This is a genomic window from Mycolicibacterium iranicum, from assembly GCF_002101705.1.
GTDB classification, from domain to species: Bacteria; Actinomycetota; Actinomycetes; order Mycobacteriales; family Mycobacteriaceae; genus Mycobacterium; species Mycobacterium iranicum.
Genome location: NZ_LQPC01000041.1, coordinates 90,962 through 114,110, shown reverse-complemented (window position 1 = coordinate 114,110; position 23,149 = coordinate 90,962). Strand labels below are relative to the sequence as shown.

The following is a 23,149-nucleotide window of genomic DNA, read 5'->3' as shown; positions in this document are numbered from 1 at the left end:
GGAATTGAGGAGCACGTCGATACGGTCGACCTCGGGAGCTAGAAATACCAGGCTGTTCTTGTGGATGCGGGCGTTAGTACCTCGTTTACTCAGAAACTCAAGCGCGGCGTCTTCCGCGACCGACCGGCCGCGTTTAGAGAACGCCCGGTCAGGTCCGAAAATAACGAGCCCAATTCCAGGGTCGTCTTCGACGTCGATGCTGCCGTGCGGAAAACGGTGGACTCTCTCGAAGAGTCCTTTGTCCGTCTCCTGGCGGACTACCCCCGCCAGTTCGTCGAACACCTGGTCGTCGTGGTACGAGTCTGCTCGCTCCTGCACGATCTGAGCGACCGTCTGTTGCAGTGATAGCCAATAGCGGTCCTGGTCTCGGTTCATGTACTTGCCGAGGTCGCCCAGGCGCCGTAGCCCGTCTGTCACATGCGCCGGATTGTCGCCCGGGTAAGTAGAGCCGAGCACGACTCGCTTCTGCTCGATACCGCGGATGGTAGCCGCACTACCGTCACGCTGTCGCAAGTTCGCCATTGGCGCTGTCCCGAGGAAGACGCATCTCGCAGCTCTTTTGGTCGCCATGGACTTACCGAGGATCTTGATATCGCTGTCAACGATGTTTGCTGTCGAGGTCTCGCCTGCGACGTCGGCGTCGACAATCGGCTTCCACGAATCATCGAGGTGGTTCGCGAGCTCGTCAAAGACCTTTGCGCTATCAAGCGGGATGGACGCAGGAAGGATCATCGGTGACCTGTCACCGCTGATCCACAATGCGTACACAACAGTCGCCATGAGACGCAGAACGCCACGGGTGCGTTGAAAACGCTCCAATGTTGACCAATCCTTATAGAGCCGGTCGAACAACTCAGGGTGGATCGGGTATGCGGTGCGCATCGACGTCCGGTAACCGGGTTGCATTACTTCGCTCGGCACGTCCCCTGAGTACCGAAGGTAGTGGTCGGTGAATCTCTGCACCACCAAGTCGCGAGCGGCGTCCTGCTCGCGTCCGAAGGGCTTGAAGATGCGCCGCCGAACAATCTCGAAAGACTCCTCAATCGTCGCCGGCTGCCATGCTGATTCCACCCGGTGGATTACCGACCGAAGGTGCCGAAGCGCCTCAAGTCCAGCTGTTCCACCGACTTCATGCTCGTTCTCAATCGGCCAGTCGTCGCCCCGCATGTCACGGACAACATCTGACGCCGGCAGCGAAACGACCAGAAGGGCGGTCGGCACAGATTTCACCGCTTCGGTCAGCGATTGCACGAAAGTCATATGCCCGTCGAAAGTGCCTGCCGGCGTCGGAGTTTCTCGCGACCACAATTGCCGTAAGTACGCGACCCATTCGTCGATGAGCACGATGCACGGGCCATGCTTCGCTAGAAGATCTGCTATCGCGGTTGTGGTCGGGGGTACTGACTGCTCGTCGTATCGCTTAACCATCTCGTAACCACTCTGACCGCCGAGCTGGTAAGCCAGTTCGCCCCACAGGGTATTGACTGTGGTGCCATCGGGCTTGGGCATGCCCAAGATGGACAGATCGTTGCCGACCAGCACGGCTCGATGGACCACCGGCGGCAACTCAGCTACGCCGATTCCGTCAAGCAGTTCACGCATCCCCGGCAACGTCTCAGCGGGAATGCCGGCTGCCAGGTGATATACGGCGAGGAGCGAGTGCGTCTTTCCACCACCGAACGTGGTCATAAGGTCGACAACTGGCTCGCCGCCGCCGCCGCTAAGCCTCTTAACCGCCTGCTCGAGCAGATAACGGAGTCCGCGGGTCAAGTACGTACGGCCGAAAAACTCAACGGGGTCACCGTATTCAGGACCCGCGATGCCTTGATGCACCTGTCGGAGATCTGCCGCGAACTGGGCCAACTCAAAGGTGCCGCGCGCTACGTCATCGTGCGGCTCTATCACGTCCCTCCAGGCAGGAAGGCCGGTCGAATCAACCTGCACTGACAGCGCTTTCTCCTGCGCACGTTGGAGGCGCTTCTGGTCTTCCTCAAACATGAGCCGCCGGAACTCTCGCCGCATCTCATCGGCCTTATCCGCCTGCTGTACTGCTCCAATTGAACGAAGGATGTGCTCGCCATCCATGAGCACACGCTCGGTGCGTTCAGAAGAGATACGTTCGCCGTGCGCCCATTCCTTGCGTGCATCCCACAGCGCGCTAACAGCGCGCTTGTCCTCGAACGACAGGTGATTCTTGAAGATCGCATGCCACTGTTTGTCGAACACCCAAAACAAATACGCCGGGTCCGACTGATTCGGCGAAGTGTCACGCCCAGTTAAACCAGCGGTGCGCCCCACCTCAGTCGCCCAATTCGCTCCGTACTTGGCATCGAGGTGGTTGATCATCCAGGGGCCGAGACCGCCAGCAACGAGGTCAAGAACTCTTCCGACTCGCTCCTTGTTGCTTAGTGCCGCCATCTCAGAACAACCTCTCGGCGATAACATCGCTGTTGCCACTTAGTCTCACCACTTCTGACCACGAACTGATTAAGGCGTTGTACCGCTCCTGATCAGCCGCCCGCCCTTTCTTCGCCGCAATGTCGTGGAGTCGGTACGCAAGACTCATCGCCGGATCCTGAAGATCCCCGAGCGTTGCCATGAGGCGAGCGGCCTCCAACTCTCCACCGCCGGAAATTAGGCGATCTGCCAGATGATGCACTGCCTCCCAAGCCGTGGGAGTTCTGTCAGTCGACGGCAACCACGCTCTGTCCATGTCACCCTCACCCCGCAGTTGCACCTTGCTCCCCTGACTGATCACCACCTGTGCACGTTTGACGTCATCAACACTGATGCCGAGTGGCCTGGCTGCCTTGTCGGCCACGCCGAAATCTGCGGCGGCCCAGCCGAAGGACTCCCACCATCGAACGGCAAAGCGCGACAATGAATCTAGGTGTCCTTCCTGCTCGTCAAACACCTCTCCCAACGCGGCGTTGATTAAGTCGAGCGCACGGCCCACCGATAACGGCTTACCGCTTTGATCGATTACCGCGCGATAGCGTGAGAAAACCTGCATTCCCGGCCCAAGCGCCGCCTGGTCAAGATCGACTGGAAGTATGGATGCGGCTTGGAGATCACGAACCGCGGCGGCAAGCTCCCGCCGAAGTGCCCGATTGAATTCGGCAACGGAGATTGTGGTCGCGTCGGCGGCCCGCGGTCTAGCCACCATCGCAATGTAGGTTGCCACAGCATTCGAGCCCTGGCCTCGCATACGGGTCGTTCCCGTCCCGTGTATTGGCCACGTTCCAGTGATCTGGAGATTGGCATTGATCATCGCGGTCAAGATCGACGCCCAACGCGACTGCTCGTCGGCCGTACGTTTCTGTTCCTTGGATGCGTACACGACAATCATGGGCAGACCGTCACCGAGGTTCTGCTGAAGATTCCTGAACGTGGTGGTAAACCCCTCGACGAAATAGTCCCGTGCCGCAACACGGTCACCATCGTGCCGACCTGGCAAGGCAGTCAACTCGGCTTGTTTTGGCGTCGCAGCCGTCACATAAAGGTCTGGATGGACGCGTCCGAGAGCCCTGCGATGCCAAACGTAGAAAAAGTCGGACAGATCTGCGTAGCCGATGGCCTCGAAATAAGGAGGATCAGTAGCTACGAGCCCCGGGGTGTTTAACGCGACAGTGCGGGCATCTCCGAGCCTGGCGGAGCCCTCCCCGTCAGGCACGTAGTCGACGGCCGAAAGAACACTCTGGACTGAACCTATCCAGTCGCCTACAGACCCTGACTGGTAGTAGACCTCCGCGAAATCCCACAACATCGGAAGGTCGTTCCGACCGAAGATCGCCTCCGCTTTTGCATGCGCGGTTTCGCGCTGACGCCAGCTTGCCTGGGTTGATCCATATTGAGCTAGCTTCCCGACTGCGAGGCCAAGTAGTGTCGTAATTGCCTCCGCCCATTGCTTCGTTGCGCCTTCCCGGGCGAGGGACTCAGGAAGAGTTGCTACTTCCTGCGAGAAGGCGTCCAACAATGTCAACTGGCGCGCGGTATAAACGTCTGCCCATCGGGTCATGCCGTAGGGCACGACCCGAACGCCCTGTCCCTTTTCAGGAATTGGAATATCAGCCACACCCTCGGGTGCGTCAACCTGCGCCGCCATCCGATCCTCGGCTGATGGTTCACGGTAGTGCCTCGCCTTATTTCTCCCTGCGCCAGCCTCGGTTACGACAGCCGACATCCTCAAGCCGAGACCACCTTCACGCCCGACAACCTTCAGGTGAGCCGGGTTAATCGTCGCTCCGCAGTGAAGGCAAGCGAACACCCCGTCGCCGATCTTCGAAGGTGCAGGCGGATGACCTGAGGTCTTGTGATCGACCACTCGTAAACGGATATCGTTGTCACGAATTTCAGGCTCGATCCACGCCATGTCGCCCTTCTTTTTGGAGAGCCACCAGGTTGAGGCCAACACCGTATTTAGACCGCATGCGGGACTCGGACATGGCGCCGTGCGAACCCAAAGCCAAGCAATTGGCTTCTCCGATGGGGGTGCCGGGTATAGATGGCCCACACGCTTGGCGACCCCGGCGGCGACTCGTTGCGCGGCTACCAGAACATCCTGACGCAAGCCATCAAAGCTATTACCGGGCCGCGCCTGTCGCGGTTCAAACAGCCCGACATCATCGGGCGCAAGCACGGGCTCCGCGTGCCTAAGCGGTGGAAGAAGCTCAACTAATGTTCGCGTGATCAGAGTAGGCACGGGGTTGAGATCTGAACCGACCGCTTGAAGCCCAAGTCGCTCTGCCTCCACTAGCGTTGAACCGCCGCCGCAGAACGGGTCCATGACAATCGGCAACCCGTCAGGGAAGTGGCGTCTCAGCACCGCCGACGCCTCAGTTAGATCCTCTGACTCTGGAAGGTTTGCGCCGTTTGAGACAAGCTTCTTAATTAGATCCAGCAGGTAGGCGCGGCCGATGTCATCGTCGGGATCATCGACCAGGGCCGCAAAGAGCAGAGCTCGCCAAGCGGGCAACGGCATGGGCGCAAACCACTTATGAAGATTGCGGATTGTGCCCGTCTTCCGGTCCTTATCGGCCTTGCATGCCGCGTTGATTTCATCGAGCGGGAGCGCGACCTCGATCAGCTTCTTCTTGTAGGTCGTCTCACTCACTGTTGGCTCATCTCTGTTGCGTCGTTCCAAAATGGTTCCCAGTCGTACTCAACGCGAGCTGCGCGAGGATCGATCGGTTGTGTAATCGGATGGCGGAGGTAACGCACGCTGGTGGAGTCATCGTCGCCGACTCGGACGAGTGCGAGCACCGAGTGATCGGCCTTATTCAGCGCCGTCACCGCCTCTTGGCGAGTAAGTACAAAACTCTTGCCACCAGCTACACGTCCTTTAACTTCAATAAAGTCAACCTTTTTGCCCGTGTCGGACTCGATGTCGTAGCCGGGGTTGTTGTGATGCATTTCTGTAGGCCTGTGACCAAGTGCGCGCTCGACCCGCAGTACCGCGTCGACAGCGAGCCGTTCAACCCTGGTCGTCTCCTTGGCGCGAGCGTCTGCGCCATCGGGATCGTGTTGGGCGTCCAACCAGCCTTGTGTGACGACTAGGCAGGCGCCGGTTACCCGCGGTGGGCGCACTGAGATGTCGCGTTCTTGCTCCAGATCCTTGAGGCGTCTGTCGAGGCGACGCACCAGGGCTTCTGCTCGTTCACGCATCTGCGAGGCGGGGAGTCGGGTCTTCTTGCCGGCACGCTCTTGTTCGCTAAGTTCAAATGCTCGCTGGTCCCAGTAATTGATCTCGCGGGTCAGTCGTTGACGCACAAGGCGTTCAGTCTTGTCGACGCGTTCGATCGTTCTGTTGGTCACTTCATCGGCGTGCTGCCGCGCGATAGTGACCGAGGCCTCGCGGATGACGCGCTGGTCAAGGTCCGAGGCCTGCGCCCAAGGTTCTGTCAGAACATTGCCGGCGAGTACGAGTTCGCTATCGCTAAGCACCTCGTAGTTCGGCATCGGGGAGCCAGTGAGTGGTGTCATCGCACCGTCGGGGTCGGTGCGTACGTACTGCGCGCGACGGGAGATGACCAACGGCTGTCCATCGCGACCGACGCGGCCATCGATGACATCATGTTCCAATAGGCTCACCACGTAGGGCTGGGTGGACAGATCTGAACGATCGACCAGAATTGCACCGCGGCGCAACGCGTCGTGGTGGCGCTCAGAAACGACCCCGATAGTTGCCGCGACCAGTGGATGGCCAGGGTGCAGGAGCGTCGCGAGATGGTTGTTACCTTCGACACGAACGCATTTGGGATCGAAAGTCACCCGGTGGTAGGTATCAACGACAGGCTGTCCATAACCCGTCACTCGGTCACGTTCTTTGATCTCACCTGGGACACGTTTGATTTCGAACCGATGACTCTCGCGCATCCGCAGCGACCCGCCGACATCCGCAAAGGCGCGGTGGAAGAACGCTTCGACGTGGTGTGGTTGGAGACGGGCAGCTTCGGCCCGCTCCATTTCGCGTCGCATCTCATCAATTTCGGAGTCGTCCATCGCTGATGGTACGAGCTGGTTTGCGTTAAGTAGTTCAGGAATACCCTCGGCGATTGTGGGCTCTACCACCTCGGTCAGGTAGCGCTGACGCTCTGGCTTGTTGGCCTCTTTGATCGCCGCGATCATCAGATCGCGAAGCGCGTTGCCCTGGAAGAGCTGCCCCAGCACGTCGTACACCCGTCCCCCGAGTGTGGCCCGCTGCTCTTCGAGTTTCTCCAGCAGCCGCGTGTAGACGTCGCCTTCTCGAGTGTCGTCAGCCACTAGTGACCACATGAAGCACGTGTTGGGTTGACCGATGCGGTGAACTCGGCCGAAGCGTTGCTCAATTCGGTTGGGATTCCACGGCAAGTCGTAATTGATCAACAGATGGGCGTTCTTATGCAGGTTCACACCTTCACCTGCAGCGTCGGTGGCGATGAGGAAGATGCAGCGTTCGTTCTGTTCGAAGGTCTCCTTGGCCTTCTTGCGGTCTTCCCGTTTGGTACCGCCGTGGATGGTGATGACGGCATCGTCACGGCCCAGGTGCTGGGTCAGCCGTGTGACGAGATCATCCAGGGTGTCCTTGTGCTCAGTGAAGATAATGACCTTGCGACGGGCGCCTGTGTCGTCCCGCATCTCATCGTTGTCGTCGAGGGTGTCGCGCAGCGCGTCCCACTTCGCGTAGGTCGGCGAGGATTTCACCGCGGCGGACTTGATGAGTAGCCGATCGAGAACGGCGATCTCGGTCTCAAGCTCCTCTGGCGTTCGAGCGCTCGTCGCGCCAGCGATCGCTCGGTCCTCCAAGGCCTCGCGCTCCTCGTCAGTGAGATCCTCCAGATCGTCCCAGTCTTCCGGAACATCGACCTCATCGCTCTTGACCGATGCGTACAGCCGAGCCTCCCGAAGCTCGGATTCCAGGCGGTTCTTTCGGCGCTCTAACGACCTATTGATTGCCGCCGGGGACGAAGCGAGACGGCGTTGAAGTGTGGTCAGCGCAAACCCCACCGCGGTACGTCGGCGCCGGTCGCCCTCCATCGCATCGGCGCGATTCATCTCCTCACGCACGTAATCGGTGACCGCCACGTAGAGATCTTTCTCCGGCTGCGACAGCTCATACTTGACGGTAAACGCGAACCGCTCCGGGAACAGCCGCGTTCCCTCGAATGTCCTCAGCTGTTCCTTGACCAACCGACGCATAAGGTCGTCGACGTCGACCTTGCGGCTGCCCTCCCGGGCGACTCCCTCGAATCGATCGGAGTCCAGCAGCGCCATGAAGAGCTGGAACTGCTCCTCCTTTCCTGAGTGCGGTGTGGCGGTCATCATCAGCAGGTTGCGGGTGTGCTTCCCGATCTCTTCAGCCATCTGGTAGCGCTTGGTCTTCTTGACCTCGCTGCCCCAGACGGTGGCGGACATTTTGTGCGCCTCGTCGAAAATGATCAGGTCCCAGTCGACCTCGCAGGCTTTGTCGAGAATGCCCTCGCTGTTGCGAGCGAGGACGTCGAGCCGTGCAAGCCACAGGCCACCTCTGGCGAACGGATTTCCTTCGTTGAGCATCCTGTCGCGTGTGAGCATCTCGAATTCGAGCTCAAACTTCTCGCGCATCTCCTCGTCCCATTGGTCGACGAGGGAACCGGGCGACACCACCATGACATTCGCGGCGTCGCCGCGCAGGAGCAGTTCCTTGATCAAGAGGCCAGCCATCACCGTTTTGCCGGCCCCGGGGTCGTCCGCCAGGACGTATCGGAGTGGCTGCTTCTGCAGCATGATCTCGTAAACGGCACGGAGCTGGTGAGGTAGTGGGTCGACGGCGCTCGTGCCCAGCGCGGCCTGGGAGTCGAAGAGATATGCGAGGCGCATCCTTCGTGCCTCTGCGGCGAGTAAGAATGCGGTCGGGCTTGCGTCGAAGCTAAAGGCCAGGCCGGGTTGAACAGCACGGAGGTGCTCTACCTGGTTGGCGAAGACAATGCGCTCAGCTGGTCCCACCTCTGTTCGATACAGCACGTTTGCGGAGTCGTCGGTCAAACGCTCTACCGCCAGAATCTTCACTGGTTGGGGTCCGGCCAGACCGGCAATCGACGCGCCTACCTGCAGAACGTCGAAGATCGACGGCGCCGAAGAACCGACCTGTTCAGTTGCTCGTTCGCTCGCGTCGACCACGGAACACACCCTAACCAGCGCGTGCGACAGATTCGCCTCAATGCCCGCGAGTCGTCAGAGACCGCGTCGCGTGACCTCTTGATTTGGCTGAGGTGTCTCCCGTTCCGGGTCCATACCTCGTTTCTTGGCCTTGCGAACATGACCCGACCCGGGCCCTTCATCACTGATCTGGGTATTTTCGCCCGGTGGCAAACGACGCCAACTCGCCAAATCTGGACGCGCAAAGTGTCCAGCCTTGGGTCGTCCTGACCCCTCCCGGCGAGTCCGGAGGCTGTGTTCGTTGAATCACCCTGCCTTTGGTGGGGTGCGTTTGTGATCGTAGTGGAGCTTCTCGACGGCCTCGGGGGTGAAGTCGTCGAGGTACTCATGCGGACGCTCGGCGTTGAACCACACCACCCATTCGGCGGTGGCCAACTCGACCTGGTTGACGTCGCGCCACGGCCCTTGCCGGCGGATCACCTCGTTCTTGAACGACCCGACGGTCGTCTCGGCCAACGCGTTGTCCAGGGCGTCGCCGACGGAGCCGACCGAGGGATCCACGCCTTCGTCGATGAGGCGCTGGGTGAACGCCACCGAGGTGTACTGGCTGCCCGCATCGCTGTGTGCAATGAGCCCGCGCAAGCTGGTGCCGTCCTGGGTGCGGGTGAAGAATGCGTGCTCGACGGCGTCGAGGACCAGATCGGTGGTCATCGACCGGGCGGCCCTCCAGCCCACGATCCGGCGGCTGTACGCGTCGATGACGAACGCGACGTAGACGAACCCCATCCACGTCGCCACATAGGTAAAGTCGGCTACCCACAACCGATTTGGCGCCGACGCGTAGAACCGGCGGTCCACCAGATCTGGATACCGCCGGTGGGTCTCGTCGGCGATGGTGGTCTTGTGTTTGGACCCGTACCGGGCACCCTCCCACCCGTTGTCGCGCATGATCCGCTCCACCGTGCAGCGGGCGACGTCGTGGCCCTGGCCGCGTAGCCAGATCCACAACTTGCGTGACCCCAGCGTCTGGACGAACCTGCCCTTCTTCTTGTCTTCCCTTGCCGCGGTGATGATCTCGACCAACTCGGCATCGCGGATCTCGCGCCGGGTCGGGGACTTGGCGATCCACTCGTAGTAGGTCGACGGGCTGATCGCGGTGCCGTGCTCAGACAGCACGGCACACATGGGCTCGACACCCCAGCGCAGCCCGGCCCCGCCGTCGGGGCCGGCCACCTGATGGTCCTTGTGTTCGGCGATGAACCGGATCACCGTCTCCCGGGCCGGTCGAGCTCGGCCCCGAAGAAAATCGCCGCTGCTTTCAAGATCTCATTGGCCGGACGCAACTCGGCGATCTCCTTACGCAGCGCCTTGTTCTCCTCGGCCATCTGCGTGGTCACCCCCGGACGCTGGCCGGTATCGACCTCCGAGCGGCGAATCCAGGTCCGCAAGGTCTCCGGGGTGCCGATCCCCAACATGCCCGCGACCGCGGTGATCGCCGCCCACTGCGACGGGTACTGCGGACGGACCTCGGCGACCATGCGCACCGCACGCTCACGCAACTCGTCGGGGTACTTGCTCGGACGTCCCATAACTCAGATCCTCCCAAGATCGGGAGCCTCCGGAAACGCCGGGACGGGTCATCCGTGCACATCTCTGAGACACGAGCAGCAAACCGACGGGTCTCACCTTGCCGCTCAGTGCCCAACGTGGCGATCAATGAGCTCCGTGGATTGGTGTCGCATCAGACGTCCGCCGAGACAGTCTGTCCAACTTTGCCTGCAGCCTAGCCCGATCTCGGATGCTCACCTGGAGTTGTTCTGAAAGGGCCTGGACCACCGCTTCCAGGTCATTCCGCTTGTCGCGTGCTTCTGCGTACTTGCGCTCAGCGTCGAGAGCCCGCTCCAGCATTTTCTGGACCTTTTTGTTCCATTCAATCTGTTGTGGAGTGACCACCTCGTCCTGCTTGGCTACGGCTCTGTCCATCCAGTCGGCGAGATCGCTCAGTGCACCGCGCACGAGCCGGGTGCGTCCGACTCCGGACTCGTTCGCCAGTGCCACGACGCTTCGCTTACCTTGATTGATCGGTTTTGGCGCAGGATCCCCTGTGAGCAGACTCCGCATCGCAACTAAGACGGCCTTACGCGTGGGATTACGTTCCTCGTTAATCTCGTCGTCCGTCGGAGGCCAATCACGTTGCGCCACAGGTATCACAGCGCTGGATGTCATGCCACGTCTCCATCTGTAGGAACATTCGGCGGTTTTGAGCTCAGAGGTTGGTCCTTCTCCACAACACAGGCCGCTTTGGCTTCCTCCGCAGACACGATCGTCAGCAACGGCAATGCTGTGTTCTCGTGTTTAGCGATGTGCTCTTCGAGGTGCGTGATCCGCCTGGCGATCCGCGCCGCCAAGATCGGGTTCACGTTCTGCAACCGATCTCGGAGTTGGGCAGCCTCTTTCTTGTCTTGCGCAATCGTGGCGTCGGTGTAGACCCTGCTGCCGCAATAAGTCTTGCAGTCATTCCGATTGGGCTCACCATCGTTTTCCCGCGTACACGCCATCGTTTCTGGCTTCATCGGGTCAGCAAGGCACAGGCAAGCGTGGCCCGGGTTGTCCCGTACGGCCATGTCCGGGTCGCTACGCAGTCTGCGCTCTTCCTTCTTCGATAGATCAGCGTAGGTACCGGGAAACTGGTTGACAGTGAACCTATTGAGAGCGTTTCCGAGTCGTTTGGCCGCTGGGCCGGATACTTTTAGTCCGGTCTTGGCGGCGTTCGCGTGATCTTGCAGCGTGTTGTACAGCGCGTGCGTTCGTTCTTTGTCCATAGTCGCGGCGATGCCGGAAGTCATTGTGGAGCCGTACCCGTCAGTGGTCGTCGATTTCATGTGACCAAACTGGACGCCGGCGGCTACAAGGCCCTCCGGTTGATTGACGATGTGCCATGCGACGCTCCGACGGAAGCGGTCAAGCGTCACCCTCCCCGCTGGGTCTGCGGCTATGTGATGCGCGTCGTCCAAACCGAGCACCCCCGCCAAATTGTTTGCAAAATCGACCAATTCACTGATCCAGCGGGTCATCTCTTGAGCCGACATGGGGGGCGCGTTCGATTCTTCATTGCCTGCACGTGGGGGTCCAACTCCGAGTGCACGCATACGCGGGTGCGCCAGAAGCCTTCGAGAATTTGTGACCTCGGCCAGTCGTTCGAGTGAAGCGATCGCGTCAGCACCGGGTTTGATGGTCGCCCACACCCAAGGTTTGCCTTCAACGCGTTGCTGGTCATTCTCGTCACGGACAGCCTTGAAGATGCGACCGTCGATCCTGTACGAGTAAGCACCGTCCGGGCGCGGAACAATTCGCAGAGCCCCGCGCTGCAACCTCCTGCATTCCTCGCCGCGCATTCCTGTGCACGTGCAGATAAGGACCGCGGCAGCGGCTTGGAGAACGCGCAGCAGCTTGCCCAGCCTTACGTCCCGAAAGTCGATCGCCGGAACCCAAGGTTTGCCCTCGATCGTGCAGTTGACAGGAACCGGAATTGGCTGCGGCAGAGATGATTCCGCCAACGCGTACGTACCGCCGCGAATCTGACGCCAATGGCCGAAGTCTGCCTCGTGAATATCTCCCCCGTGCAACGCGACAAGGTATTGAGCGGCGACGTACCCGTCCTTTCCCTGCGGCAGCACTCCTTTGCGCAGTTCCACCAACTTTCCCACCGCATCAAGCCCGGTACGCGAGGCCTCGGGCGGTTGCTGACGGGTTTGAACAGCTTTGAGCCACTCGACGGCGGCGATAATGTCAGGCGCGCATTGGACGATCCGTTGACACCACCAAAGTAACGGGGCGAAGGTATCCGGGTGAATGATCGCTTTGCTGTTGTCTGCCCCTCGCGTGCGGTCGCCCTTCTCGACGCTCCCGCCAACCCACGATGGTTCGACCATGCGATCAGTTTCGGGTAGATCAGGAGCTAGATGCGCAATTCCGGCGATCACACCTAGAAGATTGTCCCCAGCTGGATCGCTGGATAGCTCTTCGCCGCGAAGATCCGTCACGTAAGTATCAAGCAGGTCGTAATCGATCTCGCAGAGTTCGGTGATGTCATGCTGACCAAGGAACTTCGCGAAGCGGCGAAGGGCTTTGAACCTGGTTTCGATCGTAGACGCCGCAGCCCATGTCGCCCCGCTGGTTCCGGCGAGATACGACGCTGGGGCTGGCCTATTAATGGCAAGCCAGATAATGCGCTTGAACGGTTTGACTAGCTGAGGCGGAAATTCATATCGTTTCCTCGCGTGTTCAGATATCCAGTGGAGGTTCTGAGCTCTCCCACTGTTAGGGCTCATCGGACGAAGCGACCAACTGTCATCTTCGAACATGCTCACTACAAGATTCGGACGTTTCAGACGCAGCGGATGAACGATGGTGGGTCCAGACTCCACAGCAGCCCAGTCGACCGCAGCAGCAGGCCCAGTCGGCGCGGTCGCATCATTTGCCGCTGACGTCATGTTGCTCATGCGTACTTGCCATTGAGCAGCAGGTGGATTTCGGATCGATCATCGTCAGTAATGGCACGTTCAGCACTCAGGTAGTCAGCGGCTGAAATGAGTGTTCGATCGTCGATAAGAGCGAGCAGGCAGGCGTAGGCCATGGCCCTGAAGTCGGTCCAGTCAGGTCCGTCGGTGGATGCGACGGACTCCAGCTGGTGGCGCAGTTCTATAAGTCGCGGGAGGTGACGCGAGGTGGCAAATGCATTTGAACATTGCAGGCACAGCAGGAAGTCGTCGCCGCACGGCTTCCCGGTCACGGGGTGGTGTTCCCAATCGATGCACGCCCCAACTGGCGTGTCCGCGCCCACAGTCTTGGCGACAGGCTCGAATCGCATCTTTAGATGAGTCTCGGCGTTCTCAAGCACCTTCCAAAGCCCAGTTTCTACTGCCTCGGTCATTAGCCGTTCTCGTTCGACCTCAGACGCGGCCAGATATATCGTCGACCACGTAGCGCGCGAGTGACCTTGGGGAGAGCGGTCGATGAGAACGCGAACAGTCCTGCGAATCCGGTTAAACGAGATTGGGACCTCACCATCCGGCCACCAGCTAATCCTGCGCCGGCGGCGTACTTCGCTTGGAGGCAAACCCACGCTCGGATTATTACGTCCCATCGCGGACCAGTAAACTATGAGTCGGTCTGACCCGGGAAGGTTGTTGGCCGAGAGATAGTCTCGGCCTGGTTGTGTCATTTCAATTATTTTTGCCATTGTGCGGCGGGAGTTTTTGGGTATCGCGTGAGCGTCGTAAAGATGGCTTTGCCGACGCCGCTTCTCATCTTCGACAGTCCAGATGTCCTCGGTAACGCCGAGTCCAGGCGCTGCCGAGGGCACTTTTCGTTCGTTGATTGGCGTGAAGTTGACGCCTTCGAGGCAGGCGATAAGCACAGCGATGGCAACGGCACCATCGAAGGTGACGAACACCATCGGCCGTGCTAAATGAACCCCAGAGTACGAGCGGCGGGGCCTATTCGGGATACCGAGTGCTGTTCTACTTGAATCTGACTGTGGCGCACCAGTTGTCGCGATTTCGTGCAGGGCGTCTGCGAGAACCTGCTGCCGAGCTGAGAGCTCGCCGGTCTGGCGGCGTGCTAGGAGCGCCAAATTCGGGCGGATACGGTTGTATTCGGCATTTACAGCAGCCGTTGCTGCCTTGAGGATTGCGTCGAAGACGTCCTTGGAGAATGGCTGTGATTCGTCCGTATCGCTCTTCGGTAGCCGACGATTGAGATGTTTCGACAACTCTGGGTGTAGGCGACTCGGAAAGCGAAGGAGAACCTGTCGGGTCAAGCCCAATTGACCACGTTGCGTCCTGTTACCCGCTCCCGTGCCCGCGACATATAGCACATAGCTGTTCCATCGATCTGGTGTCAGCTCGCTCAGCTCCCGCACATGGTGTTCGCTACACCAATTCGCGAAAGACCTGAGTGAGTAGCACCTTGCTCGTGCCGATTGCGCGGTCTTCCAACTTCCAACTACTCCAGTAAGGGCTTCGATGGCATCGGCGAATTGCACCTTAAGTCGTGAGGCGCACGGCCAGACTCTTAGGTCAATCACTGTGGGCGTGTAGGAACCGGGGAGCGATACGACCACAACTTGAGGGTGGTTGCGTCGCACGACAAAGCCATCCTCAGTGAGAATGTGCTGATCTGCTTTTGTCATAGGCTAGTCCCGGTTAGATCGCGAACTTCCGCCAGTTCCTGGGCCAGGGCCGACACCATGTCGCCAACGCTCGAGTCGGTATCCGAAGCGCCGAAGAGACGGTCAAAGCGCAATCGCTGCACACGGGGCAGGTAAGTGCTCCGCGTTGTCTCCACGGACTTATGCCCCAATACGTCTTTGATCGTTCGAAATACCTCGTCATACCTCGAACCGTCCCCGTAAGGCACCTCTTCGCCCCATCCATGCATGTGATCAAGACGCTGGTGCAATCTGACAGCTAGAGCTAGCGCGAAACTGAACCGAAGAGAATGTGGCGTCACGGTCAGTTCATCAGTCGCCGAACCACCAGTCGATTCAATCGCTGACCAAAGCCTGTCATTCGCGGCTTCGAACACTCCGATCCACGATTCATGGTGAAAGGGTGTTCCGCCCTCGTTGAGCCACAAAGCCATCGGTTCCGGTCGTCCGTCGCGAATCCAGAACAAGCGTCGGCGTGCAGCTGGCCTCATCGTATTCAAGGACATTGACACCCCGTCATCTCGGACAACCTCAAGTGTGCCCTTTCTGGCGCGTCGAACTTCCGTCACCCAGATGATGTCTTCAATTGCGTCATAGCGTCCTTCGCGTACCGCTCGGCGGACAGCGGCGGCACGCGCGACCTTCACATAACTGGCGACTGTCTGAATCACTGTCGGCGCCGCATACCACATCCTTGGCTTGCTGTATTTTGCGATCGCCGCTGGTAGCTTCGCCTCGACTACTCCGGCTGATGGCAATTCTGTTAGCAGTAGCGACCCCGCCTCTTGCACACGCAGGCCAGTAGAATAGACAAAGTCGGTGAATGTCGTGTTGCGCAACGAATTACGAGCACGACAGGATTCATCCTCGCCTTCTGCTCGCCACTGACTCGGTCCAACACGCTCGATCCCACGGCCACGCAGCCCCACGTCGCGCCACAGCCGGTATGTCGCCGGGACGATCCACCGATCCCGCTCCTGGCGCACGAACACCTCGTTCGCCCTTGCACCTGGCACCCTGGTAGCGCCCCGCCCGCCAGGGACCGGATTTGACTCAATCGGGGGGCCGTTCGGCCGAATCGGAACCTTGCGATTCAACGCCCAGTCGTACAGGCCTCTAAGGGCGAAAACGGCCTTGTTCCATGTCGATCCCGCCACAGCGTACGCAGATTGAAGATGGTCGGTTCTACGAATCTTATAGTCAATGAAGTCTTCTTCAGTAGCTTCCGCCCAGGTCAGCGGGTCGACCTGCTGCCCCAGAAAGGCACACCACATGGCGATTTCCCGCGCATAGGTCTTTCGGGACGACATGTCCAGCGAAGTGAAGTCCGGGCAGGAATTGAAGTAGAGCACCAACCATTCATCGAGCTCACCGTTTCCTGAGAGCAGAATCGGCGTGCCTTTAACCACCCCCGGCGGGTAGTCGTCAGACCTTGCCGAATCGCAGGCGTCCAGCACGGAGGAGTACCCCTTCGGCCAGGTCTCCCGCCGTGTTGTTGTCAGAACTGTCCACGTCTTTGCTGGTGCGGCAGCCGAGAGCACCTCTACAACGTAGGCGGGATCCCGGCCGAATCCCCCCCGACACGCCCGCACATAGCCACTTCCTAGAGAAGCTCGGCGGATACGGCAGATCTCCTTCGCCGCGTTCCTCCTCGTCGGCCTTGACCATGTCCAGGAGCACCTCGATCGATTGTGCTGTGTCGTCGATACCCGCCCACGGATCGGGTCGCGACGCGACGAAGTCCGGCACCGTCTGGATCGTGTAGTCGTCGGGTTCGGCGTCGCGCAACTCATCCCACGTCAGTGGTGTCGACACCGTTGCGATGGGCGTCTTGCGCGCGGAGTACGCCGACGCGAACGTCCGGTCCCTGGCGTTCTGGTTGTAGTCGATGAAGAGCCGCTCGCCCCGTTCCTCTTTCCACCACGACGTCGTCACCGCATCGGGCGCGCGCCGCTCCACTTCACGGGCCAGGGCAATCCCGGCGCGGCGCACCGCGATGAAATCCCAGTCGGTCGCGATCCGGAGGAAGACGTGCACGCCGCGGCCACCCGAGGTCTTCGGATAACCGACCAGGCCCAGCTCGTCGAGCAACGGTTTGAGGACACCGGTGGCCACCTCGCGAGCCTCGGCGAAGCCGGTGCCCGGTTGCGGGTCCAGATCGATGCGCAGCTCGTCGGGATGCTCGGTGTCCGGGCAACGCACCTGCCACGGGTGCAGCGTGACGGTGCCCATCTGCGCCGCCCAGACGATCGCCGACGGGTGGGTGATCTTCAGCGCGTCTGCGGTGCGCCCGGAAGGGAATGTGACAGTGCAGGTTTCGAGATAGTCGGGATGCTTCTGCGGGATCCGCTTCTGATAGATCTCCTCGCCTTCGATACCGTCGGGAAACCGTTGCAGGTGCACCGGCCGGTCCCGCAGCAGGGTGACCATCCTGTCGGCGACCGACACGTAGTAGTCGACGAGCTTGCCTTTGGTGCCGTCCTTCCCGAGCTTCGGAAAGTAGGCCTTGTCGGGGTTGGTCAGCCGGACCTTGACCCCGTCGACATCGATTTCTGTTGCGGCACCAGGCATTATCACTTCTCCAGGACGTCGTAGAGGTCGTAGCGCAGCGGCACGTCGAGTTGATCGAAGCGGCAGCTCTCCGGATCGCGATCGGGCCGCCAGCGCAGGAACTTCACGGCGTGCCGGAACCGCCTGCCGTTGATGGTGTTTCCTTCCATCTGGTCGTAGGCCACCTCACACACCCTCTCGGGCCGGACCGGGATCCAGCGTTTGTCGGCGGCGGAGTTCCACCGGCTGGGTTCACCGTCGCGCACGTCGTCGCCGATGCGCAGCGGCTCCAGATCGGCGAGCAGCGACAGCCGCGCCTTGGCGGTGAACGATGCTGCGCCGCCGACCATGTGTAGCTCGCCGTCGTCGCCGTACAAGCCGAGCAGGATGGACCCGATTCCCTCGCCGCTCTTGTGGACCCGGTACCCGATGGCGACGCAATCGGCGTCGCGGTGGTGTTTGACCTTGACCATCTCCCGCTTGCCGGGAAGGTAGGGCCCGTCGAGACGCTTGGCGATCACTCCGTCGAGACCCGCGCCCTCGAACTCCTCCAGCCACTGCGCGCCGAGCTTTGGGTCCTCGGTGGTCCGCGTGACGTGGCACCACTGCTTCTCGTGGACCCCGTCTGTCAGCGCCTCGCGACGCGTGCGGAACGGCTCTTTCATCAGCGAGGTGTCCCCGACCGCCAGTGCGTCGAACCCGATGAAATGCGCCGGCTTCTCCTCGGACAGCTTGCGCACCCGGGATTCGGCGGGATGAATGCGCTGGCTCAGCGATTCCCAGTCCAGGCGCGTCCGTCCGCCGATCTCGCGGGGGACGACGATCTCGCCGTCGAGTACGCAGCGGGGCGCCAGCTCGTCGCGCACGGCGTCGCGCACCTCTGGGAAGTACCGTGCCAGGTCCTTCCCGCTGCGGGACAGAAGCACCACGTCATCGCCGTCGCGGAACACCAATGCCCGGAAGCCGTCCCACTTCGGTTCGTAGGACCACACACCGGGCTCGTCGGGGACCTTGGTCTGCGCCTTGGCCAGCATCGGCTCCAGCGGCGGTCCTACAGGTAACGCCATACCAGTCATACTCACGCAGACCCGGGTACCCCGACAATCTCATCGGAACTACCCGGGGCGTGAGCGGGCTACTGGGCGCCCGACATCGAGGGCAGGAACGTAACGACCGCCGGGAATGCGATCAGCAGTGCGACGACGACGAGGTCGGCCACCACGAACGGCACGATGCCGCGAAACACCTTGCTCAGGTCGGCCTCCCGCACCGCTCCGGAGTAGACGAACGCGTTCATTCCCACCGGAGGGGTGATCAGCGCCATCTCCGCGACCTTCACGATGAGAACACCGATCCATATCCCGTCGAAGCCGTAGCCGGTGAGGATCGGATGCAGCAGCGGGGCCGCGATGAGGATCATCGAGATGCCGTCGAGGAACATGCCGAGCGGCAGCAGCACGGCCAGGCAGGCGATGAGGACCACATACGGCGGAAGGTCCGCGGCTGTCACGGCATTCACCAGGCTGGTGCTTGCCCCGCTGAGGGCCAGCACGTAGGTGAACACGCCGGCACCGACCATCAGCAGGAAGGTCATCGCCGTCAGCCCGACCGCTTCGCGCAGCGACTCTTCGATGTTGCGCAGCCACGCCGACGGGCGGCTGCGCAGCAGCAGGATTACGAGGGCCGCGAAGGCTCCGAACGACGCCGCCTCGGTGGGGGTGGCCACACCCAGGTAGATGGTGCCGACGGATACTGCGAAGATGACGACCAGATAGAGGAATCCGGTGATGTCACGACCGATCGGTTCGCTGGCTTCTTCAGCGAATTCGCCTGTCGCCGAACCGGTTCCGGCGCCGGCCTGCACCAGGTCCCGATCGGCGACGCGGCGGCGCTGCGAGGCCACCAGCGCGACGATCGTCACCGCGTAGACCGCGATGGTGAGTAGCCCGGGGCCGATCCCCGCGATGAGCAACTGTCCGATGCTCTCCTCGGTGACGACGCCGTACAGCACCAGCACGATCGACGGCGGAATGAGCACGCCGAGTGTGCCGCCGGCGCAGACCACACCGGCGGCAAGCCGAATGGAGTAACCGGCGCGCACGATCGCATCGGTCGAAACCCGGGCCATCGTCGCGACGGTGGCGACGCTGGAACCGGTGACCGCGGCGAACATCCCGGAACCCGCCAGCGAGGCGAGCGCGGGACCGCCCGGAAGTCGCCGGAACGCCGACGTCGCCAGATCGAACGCCGCCTGGGCAAGTCCGGCCCGGACAGCGAACACACCCATCACGATGAACAGCGGAATGATCGTCAAGGAATAGTCGGCAGCCGTCGAGAACGGTTGATTGGCGACGGTGCTGACTCCCGCTCCGGTGCTGCGCAGGATCAGCACACCGGCCAGCGCGGACACCATCAGTGCGAGGCCGACGTGCAGGCGGATCGACAGCAGCGCGAAGAACAGGACGAGGACGACGACGAGTGCGGCGATGGTCGCGGCGGTCATCGGCGGCCTCCGTTCTGCTCGGCGCGCTGCATCGAAAAGGCATGCAGCTCACGCCAAATGGCGACCACGAAGAACGATGCGAACGACACCAGCACGACCACCTTCGCCGGCCAGGTGGGCAGCCGCAGGATGTCGTTCGTCGTCTCGCCGCGCTCCACCGCGCTGATCAGGACCTCGGTCAGTCCCCAGGTCATCAGCGCGCCGAGTCCGACCAGCACGGCGGCCCTCAGCGCGGAGAACAGCAACCGCGCCCGCGCACCGAACCGGCGTTCCACGAGTTCCACGGAGACGTGGCGGTTGTCGGCCTCCGCGGACGCCAGGCCCAGGTAGGCGGTGGCCACCAGCAGCATCGTCGACAGGTCGACGGTGCCGAGAATGGAACGGTCCCGCAGGTTTCTGCTCAGGACGTCGGCGACGGTGAGCAGGATGATGATCAGCAGCAGCAGCCCGGCGATCAGACCCATCACGCGGATGAGCCGGGCCAGCGGGCGAGGCAGGTCAACCTCGGAACTCATCGGTCCTGCCCTTCCAAGCACTCGACGAACGGGTCGGCGTAGCTGGATCGCTGGGACTCCTCGGCGATGATCCGGCGGAAGTCGGCCAGCACGCCCTCGGCGTCGTAGCCGCGCTCGGTGTAGCGATCCACCCATTGCCGGTCGATTCCCGCCCGCTGCTTCCAGTCCTGCACCGCGTCGGCGGGCATGGCCGACAGCGGTGTTCCGGCCTCGCGGAGATCGGCGCAGGCACGGTCCCCCAGCGCATCCATCTCCTCGAGCCCGTTGACGACCGCGTTCTCGGAAGCCTGGGCCAGCGCGTCCTGGATCTCCGAGGGCATCCGTGCCAGCACTTCGGCGTTGATCACCACGATCGATGATCCGTAGGTGCCGATGCCCGGGTCGATGAGGTTCGGCGTGCTCTTCGCCAGCCCGAATGTCGGCAGGTTCGCAATGGCCAGGGAGGTGTAGCCGTCGACGATGCCGCGCTCCATCGATTCGTACACGTCGGTGGCTGTCATGGCGACGGGGTTCGCGCCCACGGCGAGCAGCGCCTCGGACGTCAGTCCGCCCGAACGGATGCTGCGGCCGCCGAGATCAGTTGGCACGCGCGCATTTTCGTCGAGACCCAGCACGGCAATGCCGACCGGGAGCGGAAACAACAGGCTGACGCCCTGCCGGTCGAAGTCGTCGCGGTAGGTCGCGTTCTCGGTGTAGAGCCGCTCTGTTGCCCGCATCTGAACCTCGGGATTTTTGGTCTCGAAGGGCAGCTCGATCACGGTGTACATCGACAGGTCCGACGCCGAGTAGATCGAGCCGACCTGAGCGAGGTCCGCCCGGCCGTCCAGCGTGGCCTGCAGCGATTCATCGGCCCCGACCAGGCTCTGCGAGTAGTGGAATCGAACCTGCACGCGACCATTGGTGAGCTGGTCAACCTCGTCGGCCCACCGCTGCACGGTGCGCGACTGGTCCGACGTCGGCGACGAATAGGTGGTGTAGTGCAGGACGTATGCACCGTCGCGCTGCGCACACGACACCGGCGCAAGCGCGACGATCGCCGTCGCCGCCGCGGCCATCACCCGATGTACCCGGCCCATGTCAGGTTTTCGGTTCGACCCGGTAGCGTCGCAACGCCAGAGCCGGGTTGACGGTGCGGACGTGGGCGAGGCGTTCCCGTTCCAGGACGGCGACACCGACACCCTCGGCCTCGCCCAGCGAGGCGAGCGGAATGCCCATCGGGTCGAGGATGGCGCTGTTGCCCGAACCCCCAGGGGCGATTTGGTCGGCGGCCAGCACGTAGACCGTGTTCTCGATCGCCCGCGCCCGGATCAGCGTGTTCCAGTGATACTCCTTGAGCGGCCCGGGAACCCACTCGGCAGGTAGAGCAACGACGTCGGCCCCGGCATCGACCAGGGACCGCGTTGACTCGGGGAACCTCAGGTCGTAACAGGTCTGCATGCCGATGGTGAAGTCATTCAGCTTGAGGAGCTGCGGGGCGGATGGATCTGCGGCGAGCACCCGGTCGGATTCCTTGTAACCGAAGGCGTCATAGAGATGGACCTTGCGATAGACCGCGGCCACGGCGCCGTCTTGCAGGGCCACCAGCGTGTTGTGGATGCGCCCGGAGGCGGATTCGTTGGTCCCGACGATGACACACAGACCGAGTTCGGCGGAGGCCTGGGCGAGGCGGGTGATCGACGGTCCGTCCAGCGGTTCGGCGCTGTGGACGAACCGGTCGTCCATGGCAGGTGCTGTGAAGACGGCGAATTCGGGCAACACCACAAGGTGCGCGCCCAGATCCGCGGCGCGCTTCAGCAGGCCCACCATCGTGTCGACGTTGGCGTTCTTGTCTTCTCCCGGCGCGAACTGGCCGATTGCTGCGGTCAGGCTCATCGGGCGCTCGCCATCTCGGTCTGGATCTGGCGAAGGTTTTCCCGCGTCGCGGTGAAGCCGTTGAGCATCGCGCCGAACTGCATCACCGCGACGATCGTGTGCGCACCCTCGGCCAGGGCCAGCTTCTGCTCGGGTTCGGTCCAGGCCGGAAGCACCCACGGCTTGCCCGCGGTGTTCGCCGCGCGCGCGAGATGGCAGATGTCGGCCAGGTCGGCGTCGGTTGCCGCGTAGGCGCCGCGGTCGCGGCGCAGCGACAGATCGGACGGCCCGATGAAGATTCCGTCGACGACCGGCAGCGCCAGGATGGCGTCGATCTCGTCGAACGCCGAGCCGTCCTCGATCATCGGGTAGCAATGGGTGGTGTTGTCCTGGGCGCTGACCCACTCGTCGGTGAAGCCGCGGTAGTTCGAGGTCCGGCCGCCGGCGAACGACCGGTCACCGAGCGGCGGGAACTTGGCGAAGCCGCAGATCTCGGCCGCGTGGGCGGCTGAGGTGATGTGCGGGATGGCGACGGCATCGGCGCCGAAATCCAGAGCCTGCTGAATCGGACCGCGCTCGGGGCCCAGCACCTTGGCGATGACACGCATTCCCCTGGCGCGGATGAACGGGATGATGGCGTCGAGTTCGCGCAGATCGAAGAAGCCGTGTTCGATGTCGAGGACCACGGTGTCGTACCCGGCGAGGTACCCCATCTCGACGGCGGGCGCCGACGGCTCGGTCAGCCAGATCGCGATATCCGGGGTCGAGGCCGACTCGCCTCCAGCGTTGAAGCCGTTCTCGTGGGGTGAGGACATTGCGCACCTTTCCGTGCGGAAGACGGGCTTTCCTTCGGTAGACATGTTGTATACACGAAGAATGCACTGAGTGTAATGGTTGAATGTC

The 23,149-nt window shown here is 61.8% G+C and carries 15 protein-coding genes; all 15 read right to left on the bottom strand.

Annotated features, from left to right (window positions below; genetic code table 11):
• The coding region (locus tag AWC12_RS19975) for a DUF499 family protein (RefSeq protein WP_085176531.1) at positions 1 to 2,418 on the bottom strand (2,418 nt) is incomplete at its 3' end.
• Between the two features lies 1 nt (position 2,419).
• Positions 2,420 to 5,113, bottom strand: a complete 2,694-nt coding sequence (locus AWC12_RS19970) for a DUF1156 domain-containing protein (RefSeq protein WP_165762835.1) — start codon at positions 5,111 to 5,113, stop codon at positions 2,420 to 2,422.
• A complete protein-coding gene (locus tag AWC12_RS19965; RefSeq protein ID WP_085176529.1) occupies positions 5,110 to 8,637 on the bottom strand; it encodes a helicase-related protein in 3,528 nt (1,175 codons plus the stop codon). Before AWC12_RS19965 ends, AWC12_RS19970 begins: the two co-directional genes overlap by 4 nt.
• A gap of 285 nt (positions 8,638 to 8,922) precedes the next feature.
• A protein-coding gene (locus AWC12_RS19960; protein ID WP_420087727.1) for an IS3 family transposase occupies positions 8,923 to 10,205 on the bottom strand; the annotation gives its coding sequence in 2 pieces (ribosomal slippage) (positions 8,923 to 9,926 and positions 9,926 to 10,205; 1,284 coding nt in all).
• A gap of 124 nt (positions 10,206 to 10,329) precedes the next feature.
• Positions 10,330 to 10,842, bottom strand: a complete 513-nt coding sequence (locus AWC12_RS19955; RefSeq protein WP_133057365.1) for a hypothetical protein — start codon at positions 10,840 to 10,842, stop codon at positions 10,330 to 10,332.
• On the bottom strand, positions 10,839 to 13,118 hold the full coding sequence (locus AWC12_RS19950; RefSeq protein ID WP_133057364.1) for a site-specific integrase: 2,280 nt from the start codon (positions 13,116 to 13,118) through the stop codon (positions 10,839 to 10,841). Before AWC12_RS19950 ends, AWC12_RS19955 begins: the two co-directional genes overlap by 4 nt.
• Entirely contained in the window at positions 13,115 to 14,074 is a 960-nt protein-coding gene (locus tag AWC12_RS30865) for a hypothetical protein (RefSeq protein WP_133057363.1), read from the bottom strand. Before AWC12_RS30865 ends, AWC12_RS19950 begins: the two co-directional genes overlap by 4 nt.
• 731 nt (positions 14,075 to 14,805) lie before the next feature.
• Entirely contained in the window at positions 14,806 to 16,284 is a 1,479-nt protein-coding gene (locus tag AWC12_RS30860; RefSeq protein ID WP_133057362.1) for a site-specific integrase, read from the bottom strand.
• Entirely contained in the window at positions 16,253 to 17,398 is a 1,146-nt protein-coding gene (gene ligD / locus AWC12_RS19930) for a non-homologous end-joining DNA ligase (protein WP_085176517.1), read from the bottom strand. The genes AWC12_RS30860 and ligD overlap by 32 nt, the downstream gene beginning before the upstream one ends.
• Positions 17,399 to 17,400: 2 nt before the next feature.
• Entirely contained in the window at positions 17,401 to 18,453 is a 1,053-nt protein-coding gene (locus tag AWC12_RS19925) for an ATP-dependent DNA ligase (protein WP_085176515.1), read from the bottom strand.
• Positions 18,454 to 18,512: 59 nt separating this feature from the next.
• Positions 18,513 to 19,880: a TRAP transporter large permease gene (locus tag AWC12_RS19920; protein ID WP_085176513.1), complete on the bottom strand. Its 1,368-nt coding sequence runs from the start codon at positions 19,878 to 19,880 to the stop codon at positions 18,513 to 18,515.
• Positions 19,877 to 20,395 (bottom strand): TRAP transporter small permease subunit, encoded by a 519-nt coding sequence (locus AWC12_RS19915; protein WP_085176511.1) that lies wholly within the window; start codon positions 20,393 to 20,395, stop codon positions 19,877 to 19,879. The genes AWC12_RS19920 and AWC12_RS19915 overlap by 4 nt, the downstream gene beginning before the upstream one ends.
• Entirely contained in the window at positions 20,392 to 21,471 is a 1,080-nt protein-coding gene (dctP, locus tag AWC12_RS19910; protein WP_085176509.1) for a TRAP transporter substrate-binding protein DctP, read from the bottom strand. Before dctP ends, AWC12_RS19915 begins: the two co-directional genes overlap by 4 nt.
• Before the next feature lies 1 nt (position 21,472).
• The gene (locus AWC12_RS19905) at positions 21,473 to 22,267 is read right to left on the bottom strand and encodes a carbon-nitrogen hydrolase family protein (protein ID WP_085176507.1); all 795 of its coding nucleotides are present in this window, start codon (positions 22,265 to 22,267) and stop codon (positions 21,473 to 21,475) included.
• A complete protein-coding gene (locus AWC12_RS19900; RefSeq protein WP_085176505.1) occupies positions 22,264 to 23,061 on the bottom strand; it encodes an HpcH/HpaI aldolase family protein in 798 nt (265 codons plus the stop codon). Before AWC12_RS19900 ends, AWC12_RS19905 begins: the two co-directional genes overlap by 4 nt.
• Positions 23,062 to 23,149 lie beyond the last annotated feature (88 nt).